Origin of the sequence: Vibrio sinensis, from assembly GCF_003605645.1 — a bacterium.
Lineage (GTDB): Bacteria > Pseudomonadota > Gammaproteobacteria > Enterobacterales > Vibrionaceae > Vibrio > Vibrio sinensis.
In genome coordinates, this window is the sequence record NZ_QVMU01000044.1 from 1 (window position 1) to 15,023 (window position 15,023).

The following is a 15,023-nucleotide window of genomic DNA, read 5'->3' on the forward strand; positions in this document are numbered from 1 at the left end:
TGAGCCATGATCAAACTCTTCAATTTAAGATTTTGTCGGCTCAATGAATACTGACTTCAAAACTGCTCTTACTCGAAAGTAAGAAGTAATTTTAAAGCTATTATCGTTCCAACAGAACGATAATGAATTGACTGTGCCAAATAATTCCTTTCTATAAGAGAAAGTCGTTATTCGTATTGGTCACTCAGTTCATTGAACCCAATTTGTTTCCGAAGAAACAGTCTTTGCCTAAGCAAAAACTTATTGGATTATCATCAACGAGTGCCCACACAGATTGATAGGTTTATATTGTTAAAGAGCTTTCTAACGATTTGACTTTTGGCCACTTCGTTAGGGGAGCGAATTATACGCCGCACCATTTGAGAGTCAAGCGTTTATTTCAACGATTTTCTTCTCTTCCCGAAACTGATGTGATGTGAATCTCATTCCGTGTCGGAGAGGCGGCATTATATGGAGGTGAGCATTAATGACAAGTGTTTTTTGAATATATTAAATCGTTTGATTAAAAAGAAATCAAAAGCTTTGAAATTGAATAAAATTTCAACATTTGAGACGCGTCACATCAATGCATTGGAAAAACGTCAAGCATATACGTAATATCTGTGTGTCTATATTGTTAATAAAAGACACGTAATTTTCCTTAGACATAGAAGTTGCATTCCAATATGAGTTCAAATAAATCGACCCTTATGATTGTCGCCTTAGCTGTACTGGGTGGAATAATCTTTTCACAGGTAGCTATATCTCCCGCTATCAGTTTTGTTATTGGCGTTATTGCTTCAGTTTGTGTAATTCAATTCTCAAGCGCCAAAACAGAGACGACACTCATCAATGACCCCGCCACCAAAACTCTTTACGTCGGGAATCTTCCATACAAAGCGAACGAATCTCACGTTAAAGCACTCTTTGCCGAACATGGTGAAGTTTTTGCTGTTCGCTTAATGAAAGATAAACGAACAGGAAAAAGAAGAGGATTTGGTTTTGTTGTAATGGCTGCATCTGATGTAACAGCAGCGATCGAAGAACTAAATGAAAAGGAGTATATGCAGCGAACACTAAAAGTTCGTGTAGCTAATGATCCTAAATCACAAGAGGACACTTTTGAATAGAGCTAAAGCCGAGTTCATTTAATGCCTTATTGAGTGCTCTTTCTTCCCAAGGAGGAGCACTCGCATAAATCACTCTTTGACCAACAGACTCTGATTGAGACTCCATATTCAATAACTCCCCCACTCTTCGAGCAATCGCCTCTCCAGAATCCACCAGCAACACTTGCTGACCAAGCACCGATTGAATTTCTTCTTTAATTAATGGGAAGTGAGTGCAGCCTAATACTGCCACATCGATTTTATTGTTGATGCTACTCAGGATGCGTTTAAGTTCGACGTGATTGATAGGGTGCCCACGTAATTTTTCTTCCGCCATATCAACTAATCGAGTTGACCCTAGCATTTCTACTGGTTTGTTCTGAGCAAAATCACGAATTAACTCGTGAGTATACTCTCGCGTAACTGTGGCGGGAGTGGCGATAAGACCAATTGCTTTATTCGCTAGGCTTGATGCAGGCTTTATTGCAGGAACAACACCAACGACTGGAATGCTCAAATGACTGCGTAGTGTCGGTAAAACAATGGTACTCGCGGTATTGCATGCAATAACGACCAAATCAATTTGATATTGTTCCACAAAGTAACCGACAAGAGCATCGACTCTTGAAATCAAGATATCACGATCTAATTCACCGTATGGATACGCTTCATTGTCAAAAAGATACAGGTAGTCTAATTGAGGGAAACGTTTTGCTATCTCTTTATATACAGATAGCCCACCGACGCCAGAATCAAAGATCAGAATGTTAGCTTTTTTCGACACTGAATTAACTCGTTCATTTTACTCGGGGCGATCATACCCACTACTCACCATTTAGCAACGCTTTCGCTTCGTAACGTTGATGAGAGAAGCGTTCACCCATTTCAACTCGGATCAGTTCAAGTACAAGCTTGCCTTTAAAGCTGCTTGTTTGTGTCACTAAAGTATGGAATTCACCATCTTCACCACATGGGTCAACTTGCGTGGGTAAAGAAAGAAGAAACTCATCATCAAACCAACGCCCACAATACTCTGATGTTAGTGAGTGACCATCTGTCGTAACAACTAGAGTTTTAATCCCTCTATTGATTATCTCTTTGGCTAAATCATGACTGGACTCTCCCATCAGCGGGAAAGTGCACTCCCACCCAGCAGGCTCAATATAGCTTCGTCGATAATCAGCAATGCCATTGCAGAACATGTCCCCGAAAGCGACGGCATCAATACTAAGCGTACTGGCTTTTAGTCCATCGACCACACTTTTCTGATAAACCTCATTTGAGGGGAATACTTCTGGCAACTCAATTTTAATCAGTGGTAAATCCAATAATCTTGCTTGTAGATCCAATACCGCTATTGGTGTCGCCTGAAGTGGCACTTCATCTTTAACGTAGGTTGTGTAGATACCGACAACGTTGTACTCAGAATGCTCTTGCAGCCTCTCTAAGGTCAATGTTGAATCTTTACCTGACGACCAACTTACGATTACATTTTTCATCATTGTGTTTCTCAAAGTAAAAAACCGCCCTTAGGCGGTTTAGCATTTAGAACTGATAAGCAACACTCGCATAATAATTACGCTCTGGCGTTTTATAGTTTTCTGCTGTTTCATAATTCTCATCAAAAAGATTGCCCACTTTTGCACCCACGACAAGGCCATTAGCAAAATAATAAGATGCCGCTATATCTACTAGAGAATAGGCACCTAATTTTGTGGTGTTATCCTGGTCATCAAATCGAGAACCTTGGTATAGATAACTCAAATCAAACTGCCAAGCTTCTAACACATACATCATATTCCATTTAGCATTATGCTTAGCACGACGAGCAAGTTCGTATCCTGTGGATTTATCTTCTGTGTCTAAATAGTCGTAAGATACGCTATGTGAAAGAGGCCCTGTATAAAAATGCCCTGTAAGCTCATAGCCAGTGATCGCTGCTTCATTGATATTGATTTGAGTTACCCCGTTACTCGCAATCATTTTTTCAACGTCACTATGATAAACGCCTAAACGTAAGTCAGCGCCCATAAACGTAGCTTCTATCGCTATTTCCGCCGATTGTGTTTCTTCTGGCTCAAGATCAGGGTTTCCTGAGTAACATCCCCATGAAGTACACCGTAATGGCCAATACAGTTCATTAAAGCTAGGCGCTTTAAATGCGGTTCCATACATACCCACAATTTTCAAAGTATCACTAATCTTATAATCCGCACCTAATTGATAAGTTGTAAATGAGCCATAAGCACTGTTGTCATCCCAGCGTAAGTTAAGTTCGGCAGAAAGATCTCCTTGAGCTAAGTAGCTTCCAATATACAACGCAGTGTTATTTCGACTATCTGTCGTCATCGCTGTTGATTCATTCTCAACGTTATCTTGATACCAGTCGAGACCTGAAACAAAGCTTACACTATCACTAGATTGAAATTTGTTGTCCCAAGACGCTGCATAACGACTCGTTGAGATAGAGCTTGCGTCAACACCTTGCCCATAAGAGGTTGCGTCATCATAATTTGTCGCAAGTGTGACATTGCTAAATAAGCGGTCATTTTTATATTCACCAATAAAAGCCGCACTATATAACTCATTATCTGTCTGATCAGTGCCGACCCAAGGGTTGTCATATTCCACGTTATGTTTCTGATAAAAACCATTCGCTTTAATCATGAAATCAGGTGTCAGCTCTTTACCTACATCCAATACTAAATAGTGCGTATCAAAGCCATCTTTATCGATATCATCAGGTGTGGTACTTTCTGGTTGAACGTTGTAACCATCAGATTTCTGATAGGCCGCAGAGATATTCATCCATGCACCGTTGTCCGATGATGTCGCTAAATTAGCACTAGCTTCATGCGAACCAAAACTGCCTGCCCCGACTTTAACTGAACTCGACGCATCCTGACCTCGAGCTGTAATAATATTGATAACACCACTTACTGCATCTGAACCATGTACAGCCGCTCTGGGGCCTCGCAGTACTTCAATTCGCTCAATACCAGCAATAGGCATTGAAGAAAGGTTTGCATAACCGAGTGTCGCACTGCCTACTCGAACTCCGTTAAATAGGACTAACGTATTCTTTGTTGAACGACCTCGTATATAAAGCTCGCTACCTTGCCCAATACCACCTTGATTAGCCACTTGTATTCCAGGTAATCGTCGTAATATATCTGACAATGATTTTGCTTGGATAGCATCAATTTCCTCTCTGGTAACCACTTCAATAGGTGCAATTGTGTCACTAACTTGAGTTTCAAATCGACTAGCTGTCACAACGACTGTCTCATCAGTCGAAAGTTCTTGAGCTTGAGAAAAAGAGGCGTACGGAAGCAACGATGCTACAGACATCGCTAAGATTGAACGGTTCATTATGTATTTATCCTAAATCGCGTAAATTCCTACCGACCCCTTATCCTTAGATGCCATTAAATGTAACACCTAGTAGATGGGGGCGGCTGCTGGCAGGTATTCGGACTTAAGAGCTCGGAGTTTATCCACCTAATAACTCGACTTCCCATCTTTATCTAAAGACAGTGTCTGCTTGAGCTTTCGTTCTCTCTTACCGCTGCGCGTCAGCTCTGGTTTTTCACCAGATTCCCTCTCAGCCATCTATACTTCTAGATAGCACCAGCTTGGGGCGGATGTTATTAAGCTATTAATATTTTGTCTAGTTAGAATTGATATAACATATATGTTTCACGTCGCAGTTAAGACAATTTTTCTCCAACACTGGACAAGCGCTAGGGATTGAATAAAATCTGCGCTCTAAAACTGAATGCACCATAAAGGTATGATCATGGCTACTCTTGATGTAAATCCACAACACTACCAAGACCAATTGGCTGAGAAAGTAGAACGTCTCACAACATTGTTCACTCCTTACAATGTTCCAGAGCTGGAAGTGTTTGAATCACCAGAGCAGCATTACCGTATGCGTGCTGAATTTCGTGTGTGGCATGAAGGTGAGGACATGTACTACATCATGTTCAACCAAGAGACCCGCGAAAAATACCGAGTTGATCAATTCCCAACAGCGAGTCGTGTCATCAATGATTTGATGCCTCTATTGATGGATGCGATGAAATCTAATGACGTGCTACGTCGTAAACTTTTCCAAGTTGATTTTCTATCAACACTAAGTGGCGAAGTATTAGTTTCTCTGCTTTACCACCGTCAACTTGATGAAGCATGGATTGAAGATGCTAAAGCGCTCAAGCAACAACTTAATGATGAGGGCTTCAACCTAAATCTCATTGGTCGTGCTCGTAAGATGAAGATCATTCTTGATCGCGATTACGTTATTGAGAAATTGGATGTTAACGGTAAACCATATGTATACCAGCAAGTAGAAAATAGCTTCACTCAACCAAACGGCAAAGTCGCTGAGAAAATGCTGGAATGGGCTGTCGATTGTACAAACGATAGTACTGGTGATCTATTAGAGCTTTACTGTGGTAATGGTAATTTCTCATTAGCACTTGCTCAAAACTTCAATCGCGTACTCGCAACTGAACTGGCGAAACCATCTGTAGAATCTGCACAATACAATATTGCTGCCAACAATATCGACAACGTACAAATTATTCGTATGTCTGCTGAAGAGTTCACGGAAGCAATGGAAGGAAAAAGAGAGTTCCGTCGCCTAAAAGACAATGGTATTGATCTTAAAAGCTATAACTGCAACACCATTTTTGTCGATCCACCACGTTCAGGTATGGATATCGATACTTGTAAGATGGTGCAAGGCTATGAGCGTATTCTATACATCTCATGCAACCCAGATACGCTAAAAGATAACTTAGATATTTTAAGCGAAACACACAATGTAACCCGTTTTGCATTGTTTGATCAGTTCCCATTTACCCACCATATGGAAGCTGGCGTGATGTTGGAACGTAAAGCGTAATCCCAGCAAAATCTGCACATAAAAAAACGAGCCATTTGGCTCGTTTTTTCTATTCAGTAATATTTATTCCGCTTTCGGTGATGGTGACATATACCCCATCTTTTTACCGATCCATACCATCAGAATTAGCGATACCATAATCGCAAAGAAGTTGGAGCCTGCATCAGGGTACTGAGCTTTAAGAAACGCTGAATGCCCAAACGCCCCTACAAAGAAACATGCTAAGCCAACCAACGGCAGATCTTCTGACACTGGGTTACGTAAATATTCTTGATACAACGCTTGTAGCGCCAATATCAAAGCAATGAAAGGGAAAATAGAGAACGACACTTCGCTCATGGTCAACCATGACAGCAATGCATCACCACACATACCAGCAACCAATGCGAGTAATAGTGTTTTCTTCTCTGAACCGCGATCTATTGGGTTGTTTTCATTAGACATTAATCTATCCCGCCTTTTAGTCGATTACGTTCTCGTTCTTTGCGATACCAATAAGCCCCTTTGGCTATCATTCGCAATTGCATGATCAAGCGCTCCGCGAGTTCCTCGCGTTCGTCTCGATCTAAATCTAATGCCTCAGCTCCTGAGCTAAATACCAACGTAACGGAAGCTTCTGCTTGAGTATATGCTTCATCACGGCTCATACCTGTGCTGATCAAAAACTCAGTTAACTCCGCTGCAAAGTGTTGAATTTCTCTCGCGACTGCCGTTCGAAATGCTGAAGAAGTCCCTGAACGCTCTCGTAACAATAAACGAAATACGTTTGGGCTACTTTCGATAAATTCCACAAAGGTTTCTACCGAAGTACGAATGACACTGCCTTCCTTGACAATTCTTTGGCGCGCTTGGCGCATAAGCTGTCTAAGCAACAAACCACCCTCGTCCACCATGGTTAATCCAAGTTCGTCCATATCTTTAAAGTGACGATAAAAAGATGTCGGAGCGATCCCGGCTTCCCGTGCGACTTCACGTAAACTCAAATTTGAAAAACTTCGATCAGCACTGAGTTGACTAAATGCTGCATCAATCAGTGAGCGACGCGTTTTTTCTTTTTGCTGTGCACGGATACCCATGGATTTCATAGTTGGCTTCTGCTGTCTTACCTTGATAATGATTAATATACAACGATTGGCCGAGTGACATAAGCCATTATCGTTGTCTTTCACCATCGACACGCAATTAAACCCACTTACATAACTTTTTCAATAGTTTCGCGTCGATTTAGAGAGGTTCTACATGCCATTTCTCATATTTACTTTTCCTAGCGTGATCCTGTCGACTCTCTGACGGGGTAATCATTTACCACGGCGGGGAATCGGTTAAAATCTCGCTACAGCAATGTTAATGCAAAATAACAAGGATAGAAGTATGGCGCAGAGTAACCACTATGATGTGATTGTGATCGGAAGCGGCCCTGGAGGTGAGGGGGCTGCGATGGGATTAACTAAAGCAGGGTTAAACGTCGCCGTTGTTGAGAAAGAAAGCAGCGTCGGCGGTGGATGTACTCACTGGGGAACCATTCCATCCAAATCACTACGTCATGCGGTTAGCCGTATTATAGAATTCAATAGTAACCCATTATTTTGCCGTAATAACACCAGTGTTCACGCCACTTTCTCCGATATTCTTGGCCATGCAAAATCTGTCATCGATAAACAAACCCGTTTGCGCCAAGGCTTCTACGACCGAAATCAATCTACATTGCTGTTTGGTACCGCTCGTTTCATCGATGATTATTCGATTGCTGTGATGCAAAGTGATGGTACAGAAGAAATATACAGCGCTGATAAATACGTGATTGCGACGGGTTCGAGGCCTTATCAACCTGAAGACGTCGATTTTTTACATGATCGTATCTACGATAGTGATTCTATATTGAATTTAAAGCACGATCCTCGCCACATCATCATCTACGGTGCAGGCGTAATTGGGTGTGAATACGCTTCTATTTTTAGAGGGTTGGGTGTTAAGACAGATCTCATCAATACACGAGATCGTTTATTGTCTTTCTTAGACAATGAAGTCTCTGATGCTTTGTCTTATCACTTTTGGAACAGCGGCGTTGTCATTCGTAACGACGAAACATTTGAAAAAGTTGAGGGGACAGATGATGGCGTCATCATTCATCTTCAATCAGGTAAAAAGATGAAAGCCGATTGCCTACTTTACGCAAATGGACGCACTGGTAATACTGATAAGCTGAATCTCGGCGCAGTCGGTTTAGCCGCAGATTCCCGTGGCCAGCTCAAGGTTAACAGTAATTACCAAACTGAAGTTAATCATGTTTATGCTGTTGGAGATGTCATTGGTTACCCTAGCCTTGCGAGTGCCGCTTACGACCAAGGACGCTTTGTTGCTCAAGCAATTACCAAAGGCCAAGCGGATGGGTATCTCATTGAGGATATTCCTACCGGTATATACACCATTCCAGAAATCAGTTCAGTCGGAAAAACCGAACAAGAGCTAACTGCAGCAAAGGTGCCTTATGAAGTCGGACGTTCTTCTTTTAAACACCTTGCTCGCGCTCAAATTGCAGGAAAAGACATTGGTAGTTTAAAGATTCTCTTCCACCGTGAAACAAAAGAGATACTCGGCATTCATTGCTTTGGTGAACGTGCGGCTGAAATTATCCACATCGGCCAAGCGATTATGGAACAAAAAGGCGAAGCAAATACCATCGAGTATTTTGTGAATACCACCTTTAATTACCCAACCATGGCAGAGGCTTATCGCGTTGCTGCACTCAATGGGCTGAATCGATTATTTTAGCCGTTGCTATTCTAAGTAATGATAAAAAACCATAAAAAAACAGCAGGCTTTCACCTGCTGTTTCTCTCTATGCTAAAAATGTATTACTTTTCCACTGACGAACAAAAATCCACCCCAGCCCTAAACCACGCATCCCCATAAAACAGAGCATCGACATCCACAATGCATGGTTCTCATATTGTGAAAACAAAGAAAACACAAGAAAGAAACTGCAGGTCGCAATGAACATACTATTACGCATTTCCTTTCCTTTTGTTGCACCAATGAACAGGCCATCAAATAAAAAACACCACATCGAAACAAGAGGCATAAAAATAAGCCATGGCAGATATTGCTGTGCATTATGTTGAACTTGGGGGATATCTGTAATCCAACTCACCAACACATTACCTTGCCATGCAAATACGATGGTCAGTCCAACACATATAACTAAGCTCCAGAAAAAAGTGCCAACTAAGGATTGGTTCAATTGCTCCCTATCTTTTGCCCCAATGGCTTTCCCCACCATAGCTTCCATCGCATACGCAAAACCATCCATTCCATATGAAATGATCATAAGAAAACTCATTAGCACGGCATTTGCCGCCACTACTTCATCACCAAAACTCGCCCCTTTAAAAGTCATAAAGGTAAAAGCCGCTTGCAAGCAAAGTGAACGGAGGAAAATATCGCGATTAAGCTTGATGAAACGCGCAATACCATTGGTGGTATCTTTCAATAAGATGATAGGTGAGACTAGCTGTTGTTTTTTCCAAAAGCCCACAACACACACAAAACCAAAACTCATACCCATGTAATCCGCAATTACTGAAGCCAATGCAGCACCGGATACTCCCCAACCAAACCCCAATACAAACAAAACATCTAATATAATATTGGTTAAGTTGATGATAATGACCATCCACATTGGTGCTTTCGCATTCTGTGTACCTAGTAACCAGCCTAAAAGCACAAAATTGGCTAACGCAGCTGGGGCACTCCAAGCTCGAACGAAAAAATAATCTTGAGCGGACAGTTTCACTTGTGCACTGGCGTCACTAAGCGCAAAAACCCATTGCCCCACCACACCATGTAACAATAAAAACAACACCGCAAAACACAATGCCATCACCAAGCCTTGAATTAACACTAAACCAAGTTGATGGCGGCTATCGGCACCATACGCTTGCGCTGTTAGGCCAGTTGTCGACATACGTAAAAAACCCAACAACCAGAATGTGACACTGATCATGGTACCGCCAAGGGCGACGCCGCCTAAATACCAAGCATGATCTAAATGACCAATAACGGCGGCATCAACAAGGCCAAGTAAAGGAACGGTGATATTGGACAACACCATTGGAATGGCGAGCGATAAAACTTGCTTATGCATCGCTCGGTTAGAAAGAAAATGAAGAAAAGACACCGTGCTGCTCTCAGTAAAATTGAAGCGCTCAGTGTAACGAGATCACCAACGAAGCTGAACTACTACCGGTGTCAGTCTGTTTTTTATACCTTTGAATTTGGTCACGCATCGCTGCCATAACTTCCAACGAGTACAATATTGATCTAACGGAGAATAGCTCTTAACCCATCGCGCCCAAGGTAAATATTGCAGCACCGCCTGCTGTGCGCTGGCATAGCCGTGACCATAATCTCCACTACCCGTCGCTTTACCCCATTTTGTTGCAGTTAAATCACCAGCTAATACCAGGCACGCTCTCGCCCCATCAAAATGGCGACCTAATGCTTGAATAAACTGAGCGACTTGCTTTTCACTGCAATCAAGTAATGCATGTTCACACACAATGAGAACTGGCGCTTTTTCTGGAACGGGTAATGAATCTAACCAACTCACGTCCACTACGCTGCCACAAAGGTGTTGATAGCGTTCACTTTGATGAAAAAGCTTTTGCCGCCAAAGAAGATTTTCAGTGACGTCTAACTCAATCCAATGACAAAGCCCGTTATCAATGCGATAAAAGCGAGTATCTAATCCAGCCCCGACATTAATAACCCAACCATCTGGGTTCTTCATGATAAATTCACTCACTTGACGATCGCAAAGCTGAGTTAATGTCACATGGAGTAATTGCTTCTGATCAATATTTCCAACCAGACATTCAGGCGCTAATTGGCAGCGCTGACAAGCACTCGCCGCGATAGGGTCATAAACAAGACCATTATCAACATAACTTTCTCGGCTACGTAACCAAAGGGGCTGTAGTAAATGTGTGGGAATTCGATAGCGTCGATGGGGAGAACGTTGAGGTGAGCTCATTATCATCTTCCTTCTTTAGCAAGAATGAAGATGATAATGAATCTCAGTTACAAAAACAAGTCACTGAGAATAAGGATTCATATTGATGTGTCGATTTACATCCAATCTGTGTTGCGAATAATACCGACAGCTAAACCTTCAATGTTTAATTGCTGGTAAGTTAAATCCACCTTAATCGGTTCAAAATCATCATTTTCTGCATGCAGTAAAATCGTAGAACCTTTACGTTCAAGTCGCTTCACGGTTACGTCATCATCGACACGAGCAACAACAACTTGACCATCACGTACATCTTGCGTTTTATGAACAGCAAGTAAATCACCATCCATAATACCGATATTTTTCATGCTCTCGCCATTAACACGAAGCAAGAAATCAGCTTGAGGTTTAAACATTGCTGGATCCACTTGGTAGTGAGCCTCAACATGCTCTTGAGCCAAGATTGGCTCACCTGCAGCGACTTGACCAATAAGAGGCAACCCTTGATCATCGTTAGCCGGACTTTCTAGCAAGATGCGAATCCCACGAGAGGCTCCCGGGATAATTTCAATCGCTTGCTTACGAGCAAGAGCTTTTAAATGCTCTTCCGCCGCATTCGCTGAGCGAAAACCCAATTCTCGGGCAATTTCGGCACGCGTGGGTGGCATACCTGAATCATCGATCTTACTTTTGATAAGATCAAATACTTGTTGTTGGCGTGGCGTCAACGGCTTCATAAGTCACCTGTCTTTTTATACAGTTCACTGTGAGTATATCCAGTAAGTGTGCAAATGAAAAGCAAATTGGTTATTTTTTAGAAATCAAATCCAGAGGATTTCTAACCATATATAACCCGCTAAGATCATTGTCAGCAAAACCGCTGCCGAGCCAATATCTTTAGCTCGACCAGATAGTTCATGGCGCTCGCTGCCAATACGATCAACGGTTGTTTCAATTGCGCTATTGAGCAATTCTACGACCATGACGAGAATCACAGAGCCAATCAATAAAATTCGTTCGTTCTGACTCACATCAAAATAACAAGCTAGGGGAATCAACACGACAGCAGCAAGAACTTCCTCTCGAAAGGCTGCCTCATTACGAAACGCCGCTTTTAACCCTTGATAAGAATACTTGGTTGCATTGAGAAGGCGTTTTACACCGTGGACGGCTTTTTGTGTCACAAGCATTTCCTATTTTTACAATTCAAATTGTGCCGTTCTAACGAAATCGGCGTTTTCATGTCCAATAACCATTAAAAGGTTGGACCAGTTTCTGTTATCCTTGCGGGCTAAAAATAACGGCTTGGGCCCATTCCCACTTCTACACTAAAGAAATGGAAATGTGCTTATGCTTATTACTTATCTTTGAGGCAAAGAACCTTTATGTCTTCTGGACACTCTTTCTCGCGTTCCTTACTTAAATTACCAATGTCACTCTTGGTAAAAGGAACGGCTATACCTTCAAATCCGATTGAAGACCATAGTATTGATGTAAACAAGCCTATTATTTACGCGCTTCCTTATCGTTCTTGTGTGGATTTACTCACACTACAGAAACAAGTCGTTAAGCTAGGCTTACCCGATCCACTTGAACCAATTACGATTAATGGTAAGAGCTTTGATCGCTATGTATTCACGTCTTCTCGCGATACGGTAATGCATGATGATAGTGACACACCAAGTAGCTCTATCACGCTTTTTTCTGAGCTATTAGCATTACATAAGTCAGACACGGAACTTGATGTTCAAGTCATCCCTGCCACTGTCATTTGGGGACGCAAACCCGGAAAAGAAGAGCAAGGTAAACCTTATCTTCAAGCGTTGAACGGTCCACAAAAAGCCACCGCTGTTTTACTTGCCGGCCGTGACTGTCTCGTTCGTATTAGCCCGGTTGTTTCATTGCGTTATATGGCGAATGTACACGGAACTGATGCGTCAATAGCTCATAAATTGGCTCGCGTAGCCCGTATCCACTTCTCTCGTCAAAAACTTGCAGCTTCAGGTCCAAACCTACCAAGCCGCCAAGCACTATTTAATCGCTTAATGAAATCAGAAGCGATTGAGAAAGCCATTGAAGATGAAGCTCAAGCTAAGAATACCACTATTGAAAAAGTGCGCAAAGAAGCGCACGACATCATGGATGAAATCGCAGCTGATTTCTCCTATTCATTAGTAAAAAATGGCGATCGTCTTTTAGGTTGGTTATGGAATCGAATCTATCAAGGTTTGAACATCAATAACGCCACTGCGGTTCGTAAATTAGCACAAGATGGTCATGAAATTGTTTACGTGCCATGCCATCGTAGTCACATGGATTACCTGCTGCTTTCTTACGTTCTATATCATGAGGGAATGGTTCCTCCTCATATTGCTGCGGGCATTAACCTTAACTTCTTCCCTGCTGGCCCTATTTTCCGTCGTGGCGGTGCTTTCTTTATTCGTCGTAGCTTTAAGGGCAACAGACTGTATTCCACAATTTTCCGTGAATACTTAGCGGAGCTTTTTGCGAAAGGCTATTCTGTTGAGTACTTTAGTGAGGGTGGCCGCTCTCGAACAGGTCGACTTTTACAAGCGAAAACCGGCATGCTTGCAATGACCATTCAAGCAATGTTACGCGGCCTAAATCGCCCAGTAACACTCGTGCCAGTCTATATCGGCTATGAACACGTGATGGAAGTGGGTACTTACGCGAATGAACTACGAGGTAAGCACAAAGAGAAAGAAAATGCAGGCCTTGTATTACGAACAATCAGAAAGCTTCGTAATTTCGGCCAAGGTTACGTGAACTTTGGTGAGCCAATTCCAATTAATCAATATCTTAATGAACATGTCCCTGACTGGACTAAAGATATTGACCCAATGGGCGCGACTAAGCCTGAATGGTTAACGCCTGTTGTAAATGGTCTAGCAACGAAAATGATGACGCATATTAATGATGCGGCTGCGACAAATGCACTGACTCTATGTGCAACGGCATTGTTAGCTTCTCGCCAACGTGCGTTGTCTCGTGATAGTTTGGTCAATCAAATTGATTGTTATCTATCACTACTAAAGAACGTGCCATATTCCAGTACTTTTACCGTACCTAACGAAGATGCGGAAACACTGGTTAAGCATGCTGTGTCTCTCGATAAATTTGTGATTGAAGCTGACAGCATGGGCGAAATTGTCTCTTTAGATCGTAACCAATCTATCTTGATGACTTACTATCGCAATAACATTATTCATTTACTAGCGATACCATCATTGATCGCTCAGATGTTGATTCGTTATCAAAAGATCAGCATCGAACAAATGCAAGCTAATGTGGCTCTTGTCCATCCTTTCCTACAGCAAGAGTTATATTTAAGCGTTGAAGGCGAGAAATTGCAGGAAATGATTCAGCATTACATCACTGAATTGACGCAACAAGGCCTAATAACTTTTGATGGCGAAACGGTTGCGATCAACCAAGCGAACACTCAAGTATTGGTTCTTCTTGGTCGTACGATCACTGAAACACTTCAGCGTTACTCGATTGCACTCAATTTATTGGTCGCCAACCCAGAGTTAGGTAAATCAGATTTAGAACAGAAGAGTCAAGATATCGCTCAGCGTCTAGGTCGATTACACGGCATTAATGCACCGGAATATTTTGATAAAGGCGTATTCTCTGCGATGTTCTCAACATTAAAGCAGCAAGAGTATTTAGATGTAGATGGCAATTGCGATACCGACAAATGCCAAAAACTGGCCGAACTACTTTATTCCATGCTTTACCCTGAAGTTCGCTTAACTATCAAAGAAAGTATTTGCCAAACGGCCGACCTAGAGCCTGACAGCGAGTAACTTTAAAAACGATAGACGAAAAAAATGGCATCCTAGGATTAATGCTGATCGTTTTAAATAATTGAACGATCCTGAGCAGGGTTCATAATCGGTCTCAACATAGTTGAGGCCGATTTTTTTATGTCTGAGTTTTCTAAAGAGTTACAGATTACCGCTGAGTTTTGCCAAGAACATCATCTCAATGC

The 15,023-nt window shown here is 42.1% G+C and carries 13 protein-coding genes and 1 riboswitch; of the genes, 4 read left to right on the plus strand and 9 right to left on the minus strand.

The window, feature by feature from the left end; translation table 11 throughout:
* Positions 1 to 665: 665 nt before the first annotated feature.
* Positions 666 to 1,109 (plus strand): RNA recognition motif domain-containing protein, encoded by a 444-nt coding sequence (locus DZ860_RS22995; RefSeq protein ID WP_207890673.1) that lies wholly within the window; start codon positions 666 to 668, stop codon positions 1,107 to 1,109.
* Here DZ860_RS22995 and murI read toward each other — a convergent pair.
* From murI to DZ860_RS23010, 3 genes are read right to left on the minus strand one after another with little or no spacing between them, the layout of a single operon-like run.
* Positions 1,081 to 1,872 carry a glutamate racemase gene (murI, locus tag DZ860_RS23000; RefSeq protein ID WP_120035597.1) on the minus strand — a complete coding sequence of 264 codons (792 nt, stop codon included), beginning with the start codon at positions 1,870 to 1,872 and terminating at the stop codon, positions 1,081 to 1,083. The genes DZ860_RS22995 and murI overlap by 29 nt on opposite strands.
* Before the next feature lie 40 nt (positions 1,873 to 1,912).
* Positions 1,913 to 2,590 (minus strand): adenine nucleotide alpha hydrolase, encoded by a 678-nt coding sequence (locus tag DZ860_RS23005; RefSeq protein WP_207890674.1) that lies wholly within the window; start codon positions 2,588 to 2,590, stop codon positions 1,913 to 1,915.
* 43 nt (positions 2,591 to 2,633) lie between these two features.
* Positions 2,634 to 4,460: a TonB-dependent receptor domain-containing protein gene (locus tag DZ860_RS23010; protein WP_120035599.1), complete on the minus strand. Its 1,827-nt coding sequence runs from the start codon at positions 4,458 to 4,460 to the stop codon at positions 2,634 to 2,636.
* Positions 4,461 to 4,534: 74 nt separating this feature from the next.
* A riboswitch (cobalamin riboswitch) is annotated at positions 4,535 to 4,738 on the minus strand.
* A gap of 149 nt (positions 4,739 to 4,887) precedes the next feature.
* Between DZ860_RS23010 and trmA the strand changes: the two genes are divergently transcribed.
* Positions 4,888 to 5,997 carry a tRNA (uridine(54)-C5)-methyltransferase TrmA gene (gene trmA / locus DZ860_RS23015; RefSeq protein WP_120035615.1) on the plus strand — a complete coding sequence of 370 codons (1,110 nt, stop codon included), beginning with the start codon at positions 4,888 to 4,890 and terminating at the stop codon, positions 5,995 to 5,997.
* Positions 5,998 to 6,060: 63 nt separating this feature from the next.
* Here the strand turns inward: trmA and DZ860_RS23020 are convergent, their stop codons facing one another.
* Positions 6,061 to 6,441: a YijD family membrane protein gene (locus DZ860_RS23020; RefSeq protein ID WP_120035601.1), complete on the minus strand. Its 381-nt coding sequence runs from the start codon at positions 6,439 to 6,441 to the stop codon at positions 6,061 to 6,063.
* Positions 6,441 to 7,082 carry an HTH-type transcriptional repressor FabR gene (gene fabR / locus DZ860_RS23025; RefSeq protein ID WP_120035617.1) on the minus strand — a complete coding sequence of 214 codons (642 nt, stop codon included), beginning with the start codon at positions 7,080 to 7,082 and terminating at the stop codon, positions 6,441 to 6,443. The genes DZ860_RS23020 and fabR overlap by 1 nt, the downstream gene beginning before the upstream one ends.
* A 286-nt stretch (positions 7,083 to 7,368) precedes the next feature.
* On the opposite strand from fabR, the gene sthA reads away from it, so the two are divergent.
* On the plus strand, positions 7,369 to 8,769 hold the full coding sequence (gene sthA, locus DZ860_RS23030) for a Si-specific NAD(P)(+) transhydrogenase (protein ID WP_120035603.1): 1,401 nt from the start codon (positions 7,369 to 7,371) through the stop codon (positions 8,767 to 8,769).
* A 67-nt stretch (positions 8,770 to 8,836) separates the two neighbouring features.
* On the opposite strand, the gene dinF is transcribed toward sthA, so the two are convergent.
* The 4 genes from dinF to DZ860_RS23055 form a co-directional block, all read right to left on the minus strand.
* On the minus strand, positions 8,837 to 10,141 hold the full coding sequence (gene dinF, locus DZ860_RS23035) for an MATE family efflux transporter DinF (protein ID WP_120035605.1): 1,305 nt from the start codon (positions 10,139 to 10,141) through the stop codon (positions 8,837 to 8,839).
* Between the two features lie 75 nt (positions 10,142 to 10,216).
* Complete coding sequence (locus DZ860_RS23040; RefSeq protein WP_120035607.1) at positions 10,217 to 11,029, minus strand: class I SAM-dependent methyltransferase; 813 nt, start codon at positions 11,027 to 11,029, stop codon at positions 10,217 to 10,219.
* Positions 11,030 to 11,124: 95 nt separating this feature from the next.
* Complete coding sequence (gene lexA / locus DZ860_RS23045) at positions 11,125 to 11,745, minus strand: transcriptional repressor LexA (RefSeq protein WP_120035609.1); 621 nt, start codon at positions 11,743 to 11,745, stop codon at positions 11,125 to 11,127.
* A gap of 84 nt (positions 11,746 to 11,829) precedes the next feature.
* Positions 11,830 to 12,192, minus strand: a complete 363-nt coding sequence (locus DZ860_RS23055; RefSeq protein ID WP_120035619.1) for a diacylglycerol kinase — start codon at positions 12,190 to 12,192, stop codon at positions 11,830 to 11,832.
* A gap of 201 nt (positions 12,193 to 12,393) precedes the next feature.
* Between DZ860_RS23055 and plsB the strand changes: the two genes are divergently transcribed.
* A complete protein-coding gene (plsB, locus tag DZ860_RS23060) occupies positions 12,394 to 14,838 on the plus strand; it encodes a glycerol-3-phosphate 1-O-acyltransferase PlsB (RefSeq protein ID WP_120035611.1) in 2,445 nt (814 codons plus the stop codon).
* Positions 14,839 to 15,023 lie beyond the last annotated feature (185 nt).